Genomic DNA, 19,444 nt, shown 5'->3' on the forward strand with positions numbered 1-19,444 from the left:
TTAATTCCTCACTTCTATGACTACTTATACTTTTTCCTCTTCATATTACAACACACTTTTTTATAAATAGAAACATACTTATTTTAGGAAACCTTCGTACTACCTATTAATATTTAAAAGACCATCGGTGGTTTTTGCCCAATGGTCTTTTTTACTCTTTTTATATACAAAAAGTAATTTTATTTATGATACGGTTCCCCACGATTAATACGAAACGCTCTATACACTTGCTCAAGCAATACTAATCGCATTAATTGGTGTGGTAATGTCATCTTTGAAAAAGAAAGAGATTCGTTTGAACGCTTCATTACTTCTGAACTTAGTCCAAGTGATCCACCTATTACAAATGCAACTTTACTCTTTCCATATGTAGCAAGACGATCTAAGCTTACTGCAAATTCTTCTGATGATTTTTGTTTTCCTTCTATTGCTAACGCAATGACATGCGTATCGTCAGAAATTTTATCCAGTATACGTATACCTTCTTTTTCTTTTACAATTAACATTTCTGCTTCACTTAAATTTTCTGGCGCCTTTTCATCTGGCAATTCAATTACTTCTACTTTTGCGTATGCAGATAATCGTTTTAAGTATTCTGCTATACCTTGTTTTAAATATTTTTCTTTTAATTTCCCAATTGAAATAATCGAGATATTCACACTCATTCCCCACCTTACAAACATGTTATCCACATAACTTATCCACATATCCACAATTGTTACCCACATATTGTGTGAGAATCTGTGTTCGATACAACATATGTCGCCTCGTTTTGACAAAATTCACATGTTTTTTTCTCTTTTTCTGAGTTATCCACATTGTTGATAACCGGTGCAACTTCACACTCATCCACAATAATATCTAAAGCTAATTCAACATGTTCTAAACAACAAGGTAAATTCATATTCTTCACCTCACTTTTCTACAATAGAAAACAGGAGGTAGGCCCTCCTGTTTTTAATACTTTTGAATGCCTAGTTTAACCGTTGTTGTTGCTCGTTTTGTACCACGATAAAACGTAAGAGTCATTTTATCATTAATTTTTTTATCATATAAGGCCGTACGGAATCCAATAATATCGCGAACCGGTTTTCCATCTACTGCTACAATCACATCGTGTTCTCGTAAACCAGCATCTACACCTGGCGAAGGACTTTTCACATCTAAAATGCAAACTCCCTCTGTTACATTGCTTGGTAAATGCAATGTTTTTGACCAATGGTAATTTGGAATCTCATTTAACGATCTAAGTTCAATTCCAACATACGGTCTCCTTACTTTTCCATACTTCTCTAATTCATTCATAATTGGAACAGCTCTAGTAACTGGAATAGCTAGTCCAATTCCTTCTACTTCTTTTGCTGCAATTTTCATTGAGTTAATGCCAATTAATTGACCTGCCGCATTTACAAGCGCACCACCACTATTACCTGGATTAATTGCTGCGTCTGTTTGCAATACTTCTACTTGCCAATCGTAATGTCCATCTTGATCCAAATCTACAGGAACAATACGTTCCTTAGCTGAAATAATGCCTTGTGTAACGGTTCCTGAAAATTGCAACCCAAGTGGGTTTCCAATCGCAATGACCGGTTCTCCTCTACGAACAGTATTAGAATCGCCAATCTCAATTATTTTTTTCACATGCTTTGCATCTATTTCTAGTACAGCCAAATCTGTGACTACATCCGTTCCTAATACTTTTCCCGGAACCTTCTTACCATCACTTAAGCTTACTTCAATACGATTTGCTCCAGCAACAACATGATTATTCGTTACAATATAAGCTTGGCCATCTGATTTTTTATAAATTACACCCGATCCTGTACCAGCTTCTGAATCTGCCTCTGAAAAATTATCTCGTTGAATATTAATAACGCCAACAACAGCTTCAGACGCACGATCAACAGCATCAACAAAGCTAATCTGTTTAATTCCTTGAGCTTCGGCCATATTACTTCCACTTGCTTCAGCTTGCGGAAGCGCGCCCGCATCATTCGCAAATAAAGGAGCTCCAAATGCAAATAACGAAGCTCCTACAATTGTTCCTGCTATACTAGAAATAACAATACCTTTATGCTTCTTTTTTCTTGCACGTTTCATACGATAATTTTCTTCATCAATAAAGGACATATTTGTTCACCCATCTTCCTGAAAACAACTATATTCACCTTTATTGTTTACTAAAATGAAGAATTATACGTATTGAATTTTTGTAGGCATTTTCGGATCTGTATCGTGAATTTCAAAGGCTTCTCCCACTCCAAATCCTTTTTCCTCTAATACTTGTGATACTGACATACGTGCGAGCTCTTTCATGTTATTATCTAAACTTAAATGAGCTAAATAAATATGTTTTGTCTCATCTGTAATTACATCCGCCATCGCTAATGCAGCGTCCTCATTACAAACGTGACCCACATCACTTAAAATACGTCGCTTAATACTCCATGGATAACGTCCCATACGAAGCATTTCCACGTCATGATTACTTTCAAACACGAAAGCATTAGCACCCTTAATAACACCTTTCATACGGTCACTCACGTATCCCGTATCTGTAATAAGGGCTAACTTTCTATTATTGTTATGAAAAGCATAGAACATCGGCTCTGCCGCATCATGAGAAACCCCAAATGACTCGACCTCAATATCACCGAATGTTTTCACATCCCCAACTGAGAAAATAAACTTTTGCTCAGTTGGGATATTTCCTATTAAATGTTCCATTGCATTCCATGTTTTCTCATTTGCATAAACAGGTAAATCATATTTACGTGCCAATACACCTAACCCTTTAATATGGTCACTATGTTCATGTGTTACAAGAATACCTGATACATCATTTATATTTAGTTCTGCCTGTTTAAATAAAGCCTCTGTTGCTTTACCACTTAAACCTGCATCGACGAGTAATTTTTTTTCATCTGTTCCTACATATAGCATATTCCCTGTACTTCCACTTGCAAGTACGCTAAAATGCAACCCCATTCTTTCTCACTCCAGTATGTTCATCAACCACTTGATTTTCCCTTTCCCCTAATTCCATAACTTGTCCTTCGATTGCATTTACAAAGAAGTCCTGCTTCTGCTCCGTTTTTAAATTCCATGTTGGAGCGAGTACTTGGTTATTAGAAGTAGATGCGGTAAGGGTGGCATAACCAATTTGTGCTTCTTTTACATGTGTATTCCCATGAACTTTATTTTTTAAATACAGATTTTCTAAAGCTGTTTGAGCAGTAATAATTTCTTGCTGTTTCGTTTTTTCACTTTCGCCCATTTCTTTTAAATCAGTTAGCATCGTCTGCGTGTACGACACGAGTTCATTTTTTTCATTTAATTCCACAACAATCATTGCCTGATCGTTATAGAAAATAGGCTTATCTTTATATTTTTGGAAGAAGTAAATTTTAGAGTCTTTCATCGCCCCAAACTCATACTTTTGTCCATCCAATACATAGTTCTTCAAAAAATCACTATACTTATCTTTGGATAATGATTTTGTATTTAAAAAGGGCTCTTTTAGCTTACTTTCTATCCTGTACATATTTTGTATATGCGCCGTTTGATTCTTTAAAGACTGTACATCTTCTTCTTTAAACGCCTTGTTTTCCGCCCTAATAAATGATTCTTTTTTCGGTTCTTTAGGGAAATTACCCATAGTAATTTTATTTGCTTTTAATTCTTGATCTATCTTTGTTTCTGCAATAAGCTCCAATTGATTACTATCTTGCTTTTGAATGAATTGAAAAACGAGAAAGAGGTCCAAAACAAAAAAGGTCACAATAAATATGGTTTTAATCCGATCCCAATCCATTTAGTCCTCCCTCACTCCACTCATATATTTTTTGTTTACCCGCTTCATCTTCAACAAACTTTACATACCAAATTGGCTGTAGTCGAGCTACTTGCCCATCTAGTGATAATTTGTATCCAATACCAATGTCTTTAATGAATCTTTTATCTACCGCGGCATTATTTTCTAAAGATGCTATTACAACATGACCTGATGGAAGAGTAACCTTCTGTTCTATACCTTTCGTATTTAAAGACAACAACGGTCTTTCATATTCCATTACTTCTTCTGATCCCCATACTTGTCTCAATTCAGCTAATCCATCTGTATTGAATACGGAATATCCATCTTCATGTAAACGGAATACCGTCTGTCCTTTATTCATATAATCCAAACGATATGAATCCAAACTCCCACTGTGACCATTTACAAAATCAAAGCTTTTTTGTAAAAGCATTAAATTATCTGTCGTTTTCTCACTTGAAACAGAAGAATTTTTATACTTTAGCATATGATGATCGTTTTCAATCTCCATGGACCTAATACCATCCGTAAATGTTTCTTTCGATTTCTCGGTAATAGGGCTTAAATAACGTGGGTCACTAAAAAGAGCATTCTTAAATGTATCAACCGCTAAATTAGATGAAATATATGTTATATTACTTAATTCTGTCGTTCCATCTGGTAAAAATAGCTTTTTCATATCATTAATTTGATAGTCAAAATAAGGTTTTGCCGATACTATAAATTGATTTTGTGCATTTACAATATCTTTTAAATACACACCACTTAATTTTGCTTCATATATTCTAGAGTTATCACCATCAGAAACAAAATTAATTTTAATTTCTTGATCCCTACTTCTAGAAGGATCAAGAATAATTCGATTAAAATATTTAGGCTTATTTATACTTTTTTCTTTCATATTAAACATAGATTTAACTGCATCAAACGGGATGTTGGTAGGAAAAACAAGTTCAATTTTCCCTTCACCATGCACATAAGAAAGGAAATCAGCCTTAGCAATCGATATCTCTTTGAAATCATGTAATTCCCCTGCTTCCAAAGGTTTATAGATTGATTCTATATCTCCCTCTCTTTTGCTCCCATAATGATTTTTATCTTTATGCACGATGATAGAAGTAGGGCGGACAACATCAGCGATTTTAGTTTGAGTAATTCCTTCATTCCCCTGCACAAATTTTGCATTTTGCATAGACGTGGAATCTGGAACATACGTCCATAAGTTAAAAGTAAGAAATAGGCTAATTACAACTAAATTAATTAAAACTATCGTTTTAACATTTTCCATACTCATTCCCAATCGTCCTCTTCATCTGCTGCCATTGGCAATGTGAAGTAAATAGTTGTCCCTTTTCCTTCCTCACTCTTCGCCCAAATCGAGCCACCATGTGCCTCAATCATTTCTTTTGCAATTGCTAATCCAAGTCCTGTACCACCCATTTGTCTTGAACGTGCTTTATCTACGCGGTAAAAACGTTCAAAGATTTTATCGACGTTTTCTTTGGGAATACCCATTCCTTGGTCACTTACACTAACCTCTAATAATTCCCCACGATCACGTAAGCGATATGTTACTGTTCCACCTTCTGGTGAATACTTTAATGCATTCGAAATAATGTTATACAAAACTTGCGTAATTTTATCCGTATCCATATCAATAAATCGGGATTTCTTAGAGAAAGATCGTTTGAAACTTACGTTTTGCTCTTTAGACATTTCAAAACGATCAATAATGTTATTAAAGAAGTCAGTAAAGTCGACCCATTCTTTCATTAAACGATGTTCTGTACTATCGAGTTTAGAAAGTTGCAATAACGCATTTACAAGTCTAATCATTCTTTCTGTTTCTTCTTGTGTAACTGTTAAAAATTGCGGTGCAATATTCGGATCTTGCCACGCGCCGTCCGTAAGTGCCTCTAAGTAACTGCGCATCGTTGTTAATGGCGTTCTTAATTCATGGGAAACGTTTGCCACAAACTCACGGCGTTCCCTTTCTATACGCTCCTGCTCAGTTACATCATATAATACGGCAATTAAACCATTTGCTTTCCCTGTCTCTTTTTGAATAACAGAGAAACTAGCACGTAAAATATATGGCTCATTTCTCGTACTAAAATCTAATAAAACGGAATCAGGCTCTTCGTATAAATGATCGAGCGTAAATTCTTCTTGTATCCCTAATACTTCTAAAACAGATTGATCGAGCGCCGTTTCACGCGAAACATTTAGCATCTTTTCCGCAGGATCATTTAATAAAATAATGTCTCCTTTTCGGTCAGTAGCAATTACTCCATCTGTCATATGTGATAAAACAGATGATAATTTACGTCTTTCACTTTCCGTTGAAGAACGAGCTTGTTGTAATTTTTTTGATAAATTATTGAAAGATAATGCTAATTGTCCTATTTCATCATGGCTATGCACTTTTACTTTTCTTGAATAGTTTCCTTTTGCCATTTCAATCGCTTGTCTTCGCATATCTGAGATTGGTCTCGTAATCGTTTGAGCTAACAAAATTCCAAGTACAGCTGTTACGAGTAATGCAATAACGGTTCCAGTCGCAAAAATTTGATTAATATCCTTCATCTGTTTATAAACATCTTCCATAGATGCAACAATGTAAATAACACCAAGTGCATCCTTGCCGTTATCATCTAGAATAGGAGTAAGCATAACTTGTACACGATGGCCTGTACGACCATCCTTCTCAATTTTCACTTCTGGCTTTTTTTGTACCAATACCCGTTGAACAGCTATATCGGTTGATGTTCTATTTACCTTGTTTTGCTTTGACTCATCTGAAATAGCGAGTAACTTTCTATGCGAATCAAATACACTTACCTCTTGGATATCTTTCTTTCGATCAGAGGCAAATTTTCGAATTGAAGTTTTAATCGTTTCATCTGTTGATTCTGTTTCTGCCTTTGTATAACTTTTTTTAAACTCTTGTTTCAAGTTATATGATAATAAGTTCGTTTGCTGCGTTAAAGAATCTCTAAAGCCTTGTACAAGACTCTTTTCTAACTCTCTTACAAAATATACCCCAATAACTTGCATAGCTATCAATATTAATAGCATATATATGAGTACAAATTTTAAATGAATAGATTGAAAAAAACCAACTTTCTTCATATACTATTCCTGCTCTGGGTCACGCAAGTAATATCCTACTCCACGTCTAGTTACAATTAAAGTAGGATGACTTGGATTATCTTCAATTTTTTCACGTAAACGACGCACTGTTACATCCACTGTACGTACATCTCCAAAGTAGTCATAACCCCAAACTGTTTGCAATAAATGCTCACGAGTCATAACTTGTCCTAAATGTTTGGCTAAATAATGTAGTAGCTCAAATTCACGATGTGTAAGTTCAATATTTTCCTCACGTTTCGTTACACTATACGCATTTGAATTGATAACGATTGGTCCAATAACCATTTCCGTATTTTCTTCTTTTTCTGCAGCACCACCTTGTTGATGGCGACGTAAATTCGCCTTCACACGAGCAAGTAGTTCCCTCGTACTAAATGGCTTCGTTACATAATCATCTGCTCCAAGCTCAAGCCCTAATACTTTATCAATTTCAGAGTCCTTTGCTGTAAGCATAATAATCGGCATTTCTGAGCTTTTACGTATTTCACGGCAAACCTCTAAGCCATCCTTACCTGGTAGCATAATATCTAATAAAACCATATCTGGCTGCTCTTCATTCGCTTTTTCAATCGCTTCATCACCATCATGCGCCATTACAATTTCAAAACCTTCTTTTTCTAGGTTGAACTTCAAAATATCCGCAATCGGCTTTTCATCATCAACTACTAAAATTTTCTTTCCCATCATCGTCTATTTCCTCCTTATAAAGTGAAACTTTAATCGGGCATTTACGTGCAGTTGATCCCGCACCTAACTTCTTTACCTTCGTTGAATTTTTGGGTGGGGTCTTACTGCCCGTTAATGCGGGGTAAAAATATGTTCAATATCCCTAAACACATTGATGTCTACATAGTATGTCCCTATATGGCCGCATCTTTTGCTTAAGTACTTTCTCCTCTATTCTCACAGACTCATGTATGATCCACTTTTACACGGAATCCTATACGATCTATAGAAAAACCTCTAGCTTCAACTGCTAGAGGCTTCTCATTCTATTTTAAAATAACTACTCAATTTTGTAAAATTACACAAATAAAAAGGATATTAAGTGGGCCCACTTAATATCCTGAGAGTGGCTCGGGACGGAATCGAACCGCCGACACGAGGATTTTCAGTCCTCTGCTCTACCGACTGAGCTACCGAGCCAAAACTATATATAAAACCACTAATGGTGGTATAAACAAAAGTGGCGGTCCCGACCGGGGTCGAACCGGCGATCTCCTGCGTGACAGGCAGGCATGTTAACCACTACACCACGGGACCAAAAATGAACATAAAAAAAACATGACCCGTACGGGATTCGAACCCGTGTTACCGCCGTGAAAGGGCGGTGTCTTAACCACTTGACCAACGGGCCACGAAAAATAAAATGGTGAGCCATGAAGGATTCGAACCTTCGACCCTCTGATTAAAAGTCAGATGCTCTACCAACTGAGCTAATGGCTCATACTCACCAACGTCATATTTTCGTGACGACAAGATGTATCATAACATGTTTCCTTTGTTTTTTGCAATACTTTTTTTATTTTTTTATAAAAGATAAGAAAAAACTCATGCGGACATGAGTTTTTTCTCAAAAATATCAATTATGCTTCGTATACGTTACGAACGATATTTGTTTGGTTACGATCTGGTCCAACTGAGAACATAGATAATTGAATTCCTGTTAACTCAGAAACACGTTCTACGTATTTTCGTGCATTTTCAGGAAGCTCGTCTAATGATTTTACACCAGTAATATCTTCTGTCCAACCTGAAAGTTCTTCGTATACAGGCTCACATTTCGCTAAAATGTTTAAGTTTGCTGGAACTTCATCGATAACTTCGCCATTGTATTTATAAGCAACGCAAATTTTAAGAGTCGGAATACCTGTTAGAACGTCGATAGAATTTAATGATAAATCTGTTAAACCACTAACACGACGCGCATGTCTTACAACAACGCTATCGAACCAACCTACGCGGCGTGGACGACCAGTTGTCGTTCCGTACTCACGACCAACTTCACGAATTTGATGACCAATTTCATCATGAAGCTCCGTAGGGAACGGACCATCACCTACGCGGCTTGTATATGCTTTACACACACCTACAACGCGAGTAACTTTCGCAGGACCAACTCCAGTTCCAACTGTTACACCACCAGCAATCGGGTTAGAAGATGTAACGAACGGGTACGTACCGTGGTCGATATCAAGCATAACACCTTGTGCACCTTCAAATAATACACGGTGATTGTTATCTAGTGCATCATTCAATACAACAGACGTATCACATACATATTGCGCGATTTGTTGTCCGTACTCGAAGTACTCTTCGAAGATTTCTTCTACACTGAAACCTTCTGTATCGTACATTTTTTCAAATAAACGATTTTTTTCTACTAAATTGCGCTCAAGCTTTTCTTTAAATGCTTCACGATCTAAAAGATCAGCCATACGAATACCAATACGAGCAGCTTTATCCATATATGCAGGACCGATACCTTTTTTCGTTGTACCGATTTTGTTATCACCTTTACTTGCTTCTTCTAATTCATCTTGTTTTAAGTGATAAGGTAAAATAACGTGCGCACGGTTACTCACACGTAAATTATCAGTACTTACACCACGATCGTGTAAGTATTTTAACTCTTCAAGTAATGCTTTCGGATCTACTACTAAGCCATTTCCGATTACACAAATTTTCTCTTTATAGAAAATACCAGATGGAATTAAGTGTAATTTATATTTAACTCCGCCGAAAACAATTGTATGTCCCGCGTTATTTCCACCTTGATATCTTGCAACTACTTCCGCATGCTCAGAAAGAAAATCAGTGATTTTACCTTTTCCTTCGTCGCCCCATTGTGTTCCTACAACTACTACTGAAGACATTATTAAAGCACCTCCGCGATTTTCAAACGATCTATTCAAACAATATAATTGTACCAAAACCGAAAAAGAAGTCAACCAAAAAGCGAACATTTTTTTATTAAAAAACATTTTCGTTCGTAAGAATTATATTTTCACACTATGAAAGCCTTATCTTTCCTATAAAAAAAAAGAAACACATCTTATTATAAGAAATGCATTTCTTTTTTATACTATCTTTATGCAGGCGGCGCATGTCCATCCTCGAAGCGACGTTCTAAGTTAACGAACTTATTGAACTCTTTAACGAATGCGAGCTCTACTGAGCCTACGGGACCGTTACGCTGCTTTGCAATAATAATTTCAATCGTATTTTTATTTTCCGTTTCTCGGTCATAGTAATCTTCACGATATAAGAAGGCTACAATATCAGCATCCTGCTCGATACTTCCTGATTCACGAATGTCAGACATCATCGGACGTTTATCTTGACGAGATTCTACACCACGAGATAACTGTGACAAGGCAATAACAGGCACTTGTAATTCACGCGCAATCCCTTTTAATGTACGAGAAATCTCAGATACTTCCTGCTGACGGTTTTCTCCTGATTTCCCGCTTCCTTGAATAAGCTGTAAATAGTCAATTAAAACCATCCCTAGACCTTGTTCTTGCTTTAATCTACGGCATTTCGCTCGAATCTCATTTACTTTAATCCCTGGTGTATCATCAATATAGATACCAGCATTAGAAAGGCTCCCCATCGCCATTGTTAATTTTGCCCAATCATCAGAAGTTAATGAACCGGTACGCAGTCTTTGCGCATCAATATTTCCTTCTGCACAAAGCATACGCATAACAAGCTGATCAGAGCCCATCTCTAAACTAAAAATCGCTACATTTTCATCAGTTTTCGTCGCTACGTTTTGTGCGATATTTAATGAAAATGCGGTTTTCCCTACTGATGGACGTGCCGCTACGATGATTAAATCATTTCGCTGGAAACCTGCGGTCATCTTATCTAATTCTGTAAATCCAGTTGGTATCCCAGTAACTTCACCTTTTTGATTATGCAAAAGTTCAATTTTATCGTAAGCATCTACAAGAACATCTTTAATGTTTTGGAATGCTTTTGCATTCGTTTGGTGAGATACTTCTAATATTTTTTTCTCAGCCTCATTTAAAAGACCATCCACGTCATCTTCTCTCTCATACCCATCAGACACGATATGAGTCGCTGTTCGAATCAAACGACGTAATAGCGCCTTTTCAGCGATGATTCGTGCATAATATTCTACGTTAGCAGCGGTTGGAACAACTTCTGCTAATTCTGCTAAGTAAGAAACCCCACCAACTTCTTCTAATAATCCTTGATCAGCCATTGCTGACGTCATTATTACTAAGTCAATCGGCTCTCCTTTATCAGATAACCCAAGCATGACTTCAAAAATCTTTTGATGTTTCGTTCGATAAAATGAGTCAGGTACCAATAATTCCGATGCTGACGTTAACGCATCTTGATCAATTAATATGGCCCCTAAAACCGCCTGCTCAGCCTCTATATTATGCGGAGGGGTACGATCAGCCATTACATCACTCATACGCAATCCTCCTTGCTTAACTTATTTTTATTGTTCACTAACATGAACTTTTACTGTTGCTGTTACTTGCGGATGCAACTTCACAGTAACGTTTGTATAGCCTAATGCACGAATTGCATCATCCATTTCAAATTTACGTTTATCAAGTTTAATTTTATGTGATTTTTGCATTGCATCTACGATTTGTTTACTTGTGATTGAACCGAATAGACGGCCACCTTCTCCAGATTTCGCCTTTACTTCTACAGTTAGTTTCTCTAACGTTTCTTTCAACTCTTTTGCATTTTCAACCTCTGCTGCTGCATCTTTTTCTTCTTTTCGCTTTTGAGCTTCTAAAGTTTTCATACTGCTATTTGTCGCTTCAGCAGCTAATCCTTGTTTTAGTAAGAAGTTATTTGCATAGCCATCTGGTACGTTTTTTATTTCTCCTTTTTTCCCTTTACCTTTTACGTCTTTTAGAAAAATTACTTTCATGATTGTGTGCCTCCCTGTAAATAGTCATCAATAACAAATCGAAGCTTCTCCTCGGCTTCATCTACTGTAACATTTTTCATTTGTGTGGCTGCATTCGTTAAATGCCCACCACCGCCTAAATTTTCCATAATTAGCTGCACGTTCACTTCACCTAAAGACCTGCCGCTAATTCCAATGAAATTCTCGCCACGTTTTGCAATAACAAATGACGCAATAATTCCTGTCATTGTTAATAATGTGTCCGCTGATTGCGCAATAAGCACTTGATCGTAGTAATCATCACTATCAACTTTTGCAATCGCAATTCCATTTGTATAAATGTACGCATTTTTAATAGCTTTTGCAACCCGTAAATACTGATCCATATCTTCTTTTAAAAGCTCTTGTACAAGTACAGTATCTGCACCATGTGAGCGTAAATAAGAAGCGGCATCAAACGTACGAGCACCCGTCCGGAATGTAAAGCTTTTCGTATCAACAATAATACCTGCTAACAATGCCGTTGCTTCTAACATTGTCATTTTTAAATTTTTCGGTTGGTACTCAAGTAATTCTGTAACAAGTTCTGCCGTGGAAGAAGCGTATGGCTCCATGTAAACAAGCAATGGATCTTCAATAAAATCTTCTCCCCGGCGATGATGGTCAATAACAACTACATTTTCAATTTTATGTAACAGCTTTTCTTCCATCACCATTGAAGGTTTATGCGTATCAACAACAACAAGTAATGAATCCTCATTTGCAAATTCCATCGCTTGTCCTGGGGTAATAAAGTGAGACCATAACTCTTCGTTTTGTTTCACTTTATCCATTAAACGCTTAATTCCCTTATCAGAATCATTTTCATCTAACACAATATATCCTTTGCGCTCATTTAATTGCGCTACCTTTAAAATACCAATCGCAGCACCAATTGCGTCCATATCAGGAGCCCTATGCCCCATTATAATGACATTACTACTTTCTAATACTAAATCCTTTAATGCATGCGAAATAACTCTGGCACGTACACGAGTACGTTTTTCAACTGGATTCGTCTTACCACCATAAAACTTAACTTTACCTGTCGCTTGTTTAATAGCTACTTGATCTCCACCACGGCCAAGCGCAAGGTCTAAACCGGACTGAGCCATTGCCCCAAGCTCTGATAAAGGTAAATCACCTGATCCAACACCTACACTTAAGGTGAGTGGTATATTCCTTTTGGATGTTTCTTCACGCACCTGATCTAAAATGCTAAATTTCCCTTTCTCCATCTGCGCTAAAATACTCTCATTTAGTACAACGAAGAATCTTTCTGAAGATGCACGTTTTAAATATGCCCCATACTTAACGGCCCATTCATTTAGTCGTGATGTTACAAGACTTGTGATATTCGTACGTAATTGATCATCTAATCCCTGTGTAACTTCATCATAATTATCTAAATAAATGACAGCCAAAACAGTGCGTTGATCCTCGTACATCTTTTCAATCTCTGTTTGTTCCGTTACATCAAAGAAATAAATTAACTTTTCTTCTTTCCTTACAAAAACGCGAAACTTTCGGTTATTTAAAGAGACTATATCGTCGGAAGTTTCTCCCTTAATAAAAAGAAGCAACGTTTCTGATACATCATAAAGGTGCCATCCAGCTAACGCATGCTGTCCTAGACATGAAGATAAATAAGGATTCGCCCAATCAATCCCATAATCCTTATTGTATAACAAAATACCAATCGGCATTTGGTTAAATGCTTCATTACTCACTTTCTTTACTCTTGTAATCATATCTGTCGTATACTTCTCAAAATTCCTTTGAAAGGTCAGTTCAAAGCGTATAACAACAAAAAGTACAATGCAAAAAATAAAAAAGGTGGATATCCCCATAATTAAATGAAAATAACAGAGGATGGCAATGAGCACAAACAAGAAAAATGCCAATACATAAACAGGATATAAAAACCACTGTTTCTTATAAAATTCAGGCATGTATACAACTCCTATAAAGTAAAACTAACTCACCTTTCAGTTAGTTAAACAGATTAAAATAGTATAAGGAATATTACTTTATCCTCCTATTTTAGAACGCAATGAAATCCCTAAATCAATTATACCTAAGATTGTCACAAGAGGAAACAACATCGGTATAAACATGCAGACAATAAAACTAATAATAGGAACCCCTTTCGTAAAACCTTTGCTATGCGCTAGAAAAGCGATAAATGTCAGACCTTGTAGTACTAGTAGTAAGGTAAATATGACATATAGGTTAGAAAATACCATATGTAAATATGATGTCGGTTCTACTTTTATAAAAGTTGATAGCAAAATAAATATAACGTAATACCAAACAGTACTCTTTGGTAATTGTATATCTTTAAATTTAGGCCAAGGTATAACGTCATGCTTTAGTTTTCTCAAAACACTACCTGATATCATAACTGTAATCCAAGAAAAACATACCGAGACCATTACAAGCAAACTTGGGAATAACGTTTGTAACACATCATTAAATTGTGCAAATAATTCTTTTTGCTCCTTACTAATAGGCATACCAGCAGCAGTGACTATCTTTTCACTTTGCGCCATACTTTCATTAAGCATATTTTGCATTTGCTTCATTAAATCTATGTTAAAAAACTTTATACTTGCAACATAAATGAGCATAATACCAATTAAGTACGCAAGCGTCCCCGCCATCAAAATTTCTACCGGTTTTTTTTGTTTTTTATACATATATCCTAAAACGATACCTATCAATCCAAACATAATTGTCTTTACTAGGTTCATCGGTTGACTGACAATAACAGTAATAAAAAGTGCCGCCGTAAAAATTACAAAGGCGTTAGATAATCTATATCTTATCGTTAGCAATATAAACGGCAATGGCAACGCAAACGTTACAACTGTACCTAAAATTGGAACATACATAGATATAAGCAATAACATTGCATATATCGCTAGCAACGCTGCACCCTCAGTAATAAATTTCGTATTCTTCATCATCTAACCTCTCTTTCAAAAAAAGAAAAGCATAGCAAAATGCACAGTAGAGTCCGACTCTACTGTGCATTTCATACGCTATTATTCACCAACATATGGTAAAAGTGCCATTTGACGAGCACGTTTAATTGCAACTGTAAGTTTGCGTTGGTATTTTGCGCTTGTTCCTGTTACACGACGAGGTAAAATTTTACCACGCTCAGAAACGAAACGTTTTAATAAATCAACATCTTTATAGTCAATGCGAGTGATGCCGTTAGATGTGAAGAAACACACCTTACGACGTTTCGCACGTCCACCTTTGCGTCCTGCCATGTCTATTCCCTCCATTCTTTGTTAAAACTAACTAATTTACTGTATTAGAACGGTAAATCGTCGTCGGAAATGTCGATCGGTTGACCTACATTTGAAAATGGATCGTCATTCTTCGTAAATCCAGAGTTCCCTTGGTTCCCTTGGTTACCTTGGTTACCTGAATTACTAGATTGACCAAATGGGTTAGAGCTTTGGTTACCGAAACCAGCTCCTGATGGTTGCTGATTAAATGAACCACGTTGCTCCCCACCGCCATTACGCGGCTCTAAAAATTGTACGCTTTCCGCAAGAACTTCTGTTACATATACACGTTTACCATCTTGTCCATCGTAATTACGAGTTTGAAGACGTCCATCTACGCCTGCTAAGCTACCTTTTTTCAAATAATTTGCTACGTTTTCTGCTTGTTTACGCCATATTACACAATTAATAAAGTCAGCTTCACGCTCACCTTGTTGATTCGCAAATGCGCGATTCACAGCTAACGTAAAAGTAGCTACTGCAACACCATTGGGCGTGTAACGTAAGTCAGGGTCCTTAGTTAAACGACCAACGAGGATAACACGATTCATCAATCGAACCACTCTCCCTTATATATCAATTATTTTTCTTCTTCTTTAACAACGATATGACGAAGGATGTCTTCGTTGATCTTAGCTAAACGGTCGAATTCGTTAATCGCTTCTGCGTTAGAGTTCACGTTTAAGATCATGTAGAAACCTTCACGTAAGTCGTTGATTTCGTAAGCTAAACGACGCTTACCCCACTCTTTCGTGTTAATGATTTCTGCACCATTGTTTGTTAAAACACCTGCGAAACGTTCAACTAAAGCTTTTTGAGCTTCTTCTTCAACGCCAGGACGAATGATGTACATAATTTCGTACTTTCTCATTACACTTTCACCTCCTTTTGGTCTAAACGGCCCATAATGGGCAAGGAGCAATTAATTTATAGTAATTACTCACGAGTTTAGATTATATCATAGTAAGTTAGATGAATCAACTCACCCATGCATAAAAAACTTGGCAAACACATAATATATTTGCCAAGCTCATATCTTTATTTTTCCTAGGAAATATTAAATTAAACGTTGAAGCGGAAGTGCATAACGTCTCCATCTTTTACGATATACTCTTTTCCTTCTAAACGAACTTTACCAGCTTCTTTTGCAGCTGTCATAGAACCGTTTGTCATTAAGTCTTCGTAAGAAACTGTTTCCGCACGAATAAATCCACGCTCAAAGTCTGTATGAATTACGCCAGCACATTGTGGTGCTTTCATACCTTGTTTAAACGTCCATGCACGTACTTCTTGCACACCAGCTGTGAAGTAAGTAGCAAGTCCTAATAAATCATATGCAGCACGAATTAATTGATCTAAACCAGATTCTTCAATGCCTAGTTCTTCAAGGAATACTTTTTTCTCTTCCTCGTCTAGCTCAGCGATTTCTTCTTCGATTTTTGCACATACAACGATTACTTGAGCATTTTCATTTGCAGCAAATTCTTTTACCATTTGTACATATTTATTTTCAGAAGGATCCATAATATCATCTTCACTTACGTTTGCTACGTATAACATTTCTTTCGTTGTAAGTAAATGAAGGCCTTTAACAATCTTCATTTGTTCTTCTGTAAATTCAACAGTACGAGCTGGTTTTCCCTCTTCAAAAGCTTCTTTTAAACGAACTAAAATTTCATGCTCATATACTGCTTCTTTATCTTTTTGTCTTGCTAACTTCGCAACACGCTCGATACGTTTATCAACAGATTCTAAATCCGCTAAGATTAGCTCTAAGTTGATTGTTTCGATATCATCGATTGGATCTACTTTCCCTGAAACGTGTGTAATATTTTCGTCTTCAAAACAACGAACAACTTGGCAAATTGCATCTACTTGGCGAATGTGAGATAAGAATTTATTTCCTAAACCTTCACCTTTACTAGCACCTTTTACGATACCTGCAATATCAGTAAACTCAAATACAGTCGGAACAGTTTTTTTCGGTTCTACTAATTCCGTTAATTTATTTAAACGCTCATCTGGTACTTCTACAATCCCTACGTTTGGATCAATTGTACAGAATGGATAGTTTGCAGATTCTGCTCCTGCTTGTGTAATTGCATTAAATAAAGTTGACTTCCCTACGTTAGGTAATCCAACAATCCCAGCCGTTAATCCCATATTTTTCACTCCTATGTCTCAATCTTTCATCATTATAGATAGTAACGAAAAAAATGACAAGTTTCCTCCAAACGAAAAAAAGTAACAGCTACCCATTGCAACTGTTACTTTCTCTCTATTCTTCGTGCTTCACAAGTATTTTTTTCACCTTACGATCAAATTCTCTTCGAGGAATCATTACTGAATGGTCACATCCCTCGCACTTAATGCGGATATCCATTCCCATACGAATAATTTTCCAGCGATTCTCACCACATGGGTGGGCTTTCTTCATTTCCACAACATCGTACAAGTTATACTGCTTTTGCTCCATTCTCCAAACCCCTCTCCATACTAAATTGCTTTTCCACTCACCAATTCTTCACGATTATATAAAACCATACGTGGATATGGAATTTCAATCCCATGTAGATCTAGACGATTTTTAATTTCTTTACGAAGTGCTCTCGCAATAACCGCATGTTGCATCGGCTCTACTTCCGCAATAACACGTAATATAACTTCTGACGCAGCCAATGTTTGCACACCTAATAACTGAGGCTTTGCTACCATTTGCGTATACTGTGCAGGTAATTCTTCTAATAACTCTTCAATGACTTGCTCCGCTTTCGCTATGTCAGCCTCATACGAAATGGATACATCAACAAATGCTACACTATTACTAACTGAATAGTTCGTAACTTGAATAATACTTCCATTTGGTAAAGTATGAATTTCGCCTGTCCAACTCTTTACTTTTGTTGTACGAAGTCCAATTTCTAGAACGACACCTTCAAACTGACCAATTTTTACATAGTCACCTACTGAAAATTGATCTTCTAGCAAAATAAATAACCCCGTAATAACATCTTTTACTAAACTTTGAGCACCAAATCCGACTGCTAAACCAATTACCCCGGCACCCGCTAATAAACCAGATGCATTAATATTAAACACACCCAAAATCGCAATTAACATAATGAACATAACAACGTATGCCACAATATTTTCAAGTAACTTCGCTACTGTAACTGTACGACGTTCTGAAATTTGAATTGGCGAACGGCTTCCCATACGAAACGCATTTCGTACAATTGCACGCGCAACTCGCACAATAATTGCACCAAGTATTAAAATAACGACTATTTTTAGTGATTTCACACCTATATTCGTCCAATCAATGGACTCAAACCATTTCAACGCTAAATCCATGTACCTCTACCTCTCCAGCTAAAATTTCTTTTTAATCATCCTTCTTATTGTATCAGAAGTCACCCTGATTTCTGAAAAATTTTTATGACTTTAATTGCATTTGTTAACTTCCATGCAGGTATAAAATGGAACGAATATATATATACTAGTACTATTATTTCCGTTTTCACTCAAGTTTTACAGGAAGTACGCACTTATAGTTTTCCATTTTACTCACCATATAACATATTTTGAAAATTTATTAAAAGGATGGATGCTTCATGAATATTGGAAGTTTTCGCTTACCCTTTTTCGAAAAAGAAACTCAAAATGTTATGCACCAAGACGTAGAAGCCTCCGAGACAATTAGTAACTTCTTACTTTCCCATATCCCTATTAAAACGAATATACCGATTATTCTCGTTTGTATCGGAACAGATCGTTCTACAGGCGATGCACTCGGTCCGTTAGTCGGTACGAAACTAGAACAAGCAGGAATTAAAAACTTCCAAGTGTTCGGCACACTAGATGAGCCAGTGCATGCGCTAAATTTAGAAGAAAAAATTCAGAATATACAGAAAGATAATCCTACTTCATTTATAATTGCGGTTGATGCCTGTTTAGGAAAGTCTCAAAACATCGGTTCCATCACTACCGGAATGGGGCCTAGTAAACCTGGAGCTGCGATGAACAAAAAATTACCTGCAGTTGGTGATTTACATATTCATGGCATCGTAAATCTAAATGGTTTTATGGAGTTTTTCGTCCTGCAAAATACAAGATTAAGTTTAGTCATGAAAATGGCTGATGTAATTGCACAAAGTATAAAAGAAACAGACCAAAAATTATCTGTATTAAAAAAAGCAAACCATCTATAAATAATAAGAT

Annotated in this window: 20 protein-coding genes and 4 tRNA genes; 1 reads left to right on the forward strand and 23 read right to left on the reverse strand. The window is 36.4% G+C overall.

Going from position 1 to position 19,444, the window contains the following annotated elements:
* Positions 1-179: 179 nt before the first annotated feature.
* The 23 genes from rlmH to ACU8YW_RS27130 form a co-directional block, all read right to left on the reverse strand.
* Positions 180-659: a 23S rRNA (pseudouridine(1915)-N(3))-methyltransferase RlmH gene (gene rlmH / locus ACU8YW_RS27020; protein WP_001027003.1), complete on the reverse strand. Its 480-nt coding sequence runs from the start codon at positions 657-659 to the stop codon at positions 180-182.
* A gap of 59 nt (positions 660-718) precedes the next feature.
* A complete protein-coding gene (locus ACU8YW_RS27025) occupies positions 719-904 on the reverse strand; it encodes a CxxH/CxxC protein (RefSeq protein ID WP_001052827.1) in 186 nt (61 codons plus the stop codon).
* Positions 905-957: 53 nt separating this feature from the next.
* Positions 958-2,133 (reverse strand): S1C family serine protease, encoded by a 1,176-nt coding sequence (locus tag ACU8YW_RS27030; RefSeq protein WP_199695225.1) that lies wholly within the window; start codon positions 2,131-2,133, stop codon positions 958-960.
* 63 nt (positions 2,134-2,196) lie between these two features.
* Positions 2,197-2,991, reverse strand: coding sequence for an exodeoxyribonuclease YycJ (gene yycJ, locus ACU8YW_RS27035; protein WP_000522836.1), 795 nt, complete (start codon positions 2,989-2,991; stop codon positions 2,197-2,199).
* Positions 2,975-3,817 (reverse strand): two-component system regulatory protein YycI, encoded by an 843-nt coding sequence (locus ACU8YW_RS27040; RefSeq protein WP_426934425.1) that lies wholly within the window; start codon positions 3,815-3,817, stop codon positions 2,975-2,977. The genes yycJ and ACU8YW_RS27040 overlap by 17 nt, the downstream gene beginning before the upstream one ends.
* Positions 3,798-5,114, reverse strand: coding sequence for a YycH family regulatory protein (locus ACU8YW_RS27045; RefSeq protein WP_426934424.1), 1,317 nt, complete (start codon positions 5,112-5,114; stop codon positions 3,798-3,800). The genes ACU8YW_RS27040 and ACU8YW_RS27045 overlap by 20 nt, the downstream gene beginning before the upstream one ends.
* Entirely contained in the window at positions 5,111-6,952 is a 1,842-nt protein-coding gene (gene walK, locus ACU8YW_RS27050; protein WP_048542845.1) for a cell wall metabolism sensor histidine kinase WalK, read from the reverse strand. The genes ACU8YW_RS27045 and walK overlap by 4 nt, the downstream gene beginning before the upstream one ends.
* A 3-nt stretch (positions 6,953-6,955) precedes the next feature.
* Positions 6,956-7,663, reverse strand: a complete 708-nt coding sequence (gene walR, locus ACU8YW_RS27055) for a cell wall metabolism DNA-binding response regulator WalR (RefSeq protein WP_000971866.1) — start codon at positions 7,661-7,663, stop codon at positions 6,956-6,958.
* 386 nt (positions 7,664-8,049) lie between these two features.
* Positions 8,050-8,122, reverse strand: a tRNA-Phe gene (locus ACU8YW_RS27060).
* 41 nt (positions 8,123-8,163) lie between these two features.
* Positions 8,164-8,239 (reverse strand) — tRNA-Asp (locus ACU8YW_RS27065).
* A 22-nt stretch (positions 8,240-8,261) separates the two neighbouring features.
* Positions 8,262-8,333: transfer RNA gene (locus ACU8YW_RS27070), tRNA-Glu, on the reverse strand.
* Positions 8,334-8,346: 13 nt separating this feature from the next.
* Positions 8,347-8,422: transfer RNA gene (locus ACU8YW_RS27075), tRNA-Lys, on the reverse strand.
* Between the two features lie 140 nt (positions 8,423-8,562).
* The gene (locus tag ACU8YW_RS27080) at positions 8,563-9,852 is read right to left on the reverse strand and encodes an adenylosuccinate synthase (protein ID WP_044740892.1); all 1,290 of its coding nucleotides are present in this window, start codon (positions 9,850-9,852) and stop codon (positions 8,563-8,565) included.
* A 215-nt stretch (positions 9,853-10,067) separates the two neighbouring features.
* A complete protein-coding gene (gene dnaB / locus ACU8YW_RS27085) occupies positions 10,068-11,429 on the reverse strand; it encodes a replicative DNA helicase (RefSeq protein WP_001286242.1) in 1,362 nt (453 codons plus the stop codon).
* 27 nt (positions 11,430-11,456) lie between these two features.
* The gene (gene rplI / locus ACU8YW_RS27090) at positions 11,457-11,903 is read right to left on the reverse strand and encodes a 50S ribosomal protein L9 (protein WP_000864225.1); all 447 of its coding nucleotides are present in this window, start codon (positions 11,901-11,903) and stop codon (positions 11,457-11,459) included.
* The gene (locus ACU8YW_RS27095; protein WP_446894024.1) at positions 11,900-13,873 is read right to left on the reverse strand and encodes a DHH family phosphoesterase; all 1,974 of its coding nucleotides are present in this window, start codon (positions 13,871-13,873) and stop codon (positions 11,900-11,902) included. The genes rplI and ACU8YW_RS27095 overlap by 4 nt, the downstream gene beginning before the upstream one ends.
* A 78-nt stretch (positions 13,874-13,951) precedes the next feature.
* Positions 13,952-14,887 carry a YybS family protein gene (locus tag ACU8YW_RS27100; RefSeq protein WP_199695223.1) on the reverse strand — a complete coding sequence of 312 codons (936 nt, stop codon included), beginning with the start codon at positions 14,885-14,887 and terminating at the stop codon, positions 13,952-13,954.
* An 81-nt stretch (positions 14,888-14,968) separates the two neighbouring features.
* Positions 14,969-15,202, reverse strand: a complete 234-nt coding sequence (gene rpsR, locus ACU8YW_RS27105) for a 30S ribosomal protein S18 (RefSeq protein ID WP_000918874.1) — start codon at positions 15,200-15,202, stop codon at positions 14,969-14,971.
* A gap of 44 nt (positions 15,203-15,246) precedes the next feature.
* Entirely contained in the window at positions 15,247-15,777 is a 531-nt protein-coding gene (ssb, locus tag ACU8YW_RS27110; protein WP_002108911.1) for a single-stranded DNA-binding protein, read from the reverse strand.
* A 26-nt stretch (positions 15,778-15,803) separates the two neighbouring features.
* Entirely contained in the window at positions 15,804-16,094 is a 291-nt protein-coding gene (gene rpsF, locus ACU8YW_RS27115; RefSeq protein ID WP_001233781.1) for a 30S ribosomal protein S6, read from the reverse strand.
* A gap of 191 nt (positions 16,095-16,285) precedes the next feature.
* The gene (ychF, locus tag ACU8YW_RS27120) at positions 16,286-17,386 is read right to left on the reverse strand and encodes a redox-regulated ATPase YchF (protein WP_000524660.1); all 1,101 of its coding nucleotides are present in this window, start codon (positions 17,384-17,386) and stop codon (positions 16,286-16,288) included.
* Positions 17,387-17,501: 115 nt separating this feature from the next.
* Positions 17,502-17,699, reverse strand: coding sequence for a DUF951 domain-containing protein (locus ACU8YW_RS27125; RefSeq protein ID WP_000436051.1), 198 nt, complete (start codon positions 17,697-17,699; stop codon positions 17,502-17,504).
* Positions 17,700-17,719: 20 nt separating this feature from the next.
* A complete protein-coding gene (locus tag ACU8YW_RS27130; RefSeq protein ID WP_097890076.1) occupies positions 17,720-18,577 on the reverse strand; it encodes a mechanosensitive ion channel family protein in 858 nt (285 codons plus the stop codon).
* A gap of 260 nt (positions 18,578-18,837) precedes the next feature.
* Here ACU8YW_RS27130 and yyaC point away from each other — a divergent pair, with 260 nt between their 5' ends.
* A complete protein-coding gene (gene yyaC, locus ACU8YW_RS27135; protein WP_097858866.1) occupies positions 18,838-19,434 on the forward strand; it encodes a spore protease YyaC in 597 nt (198 codons plus the stop codon).
* Positions 19,435-19,444 lie beyond the last annotated feature (10 nt).

The sequence above is a fragment of the Bacillus pretiosus genome, from assembly GCF_052947655.1.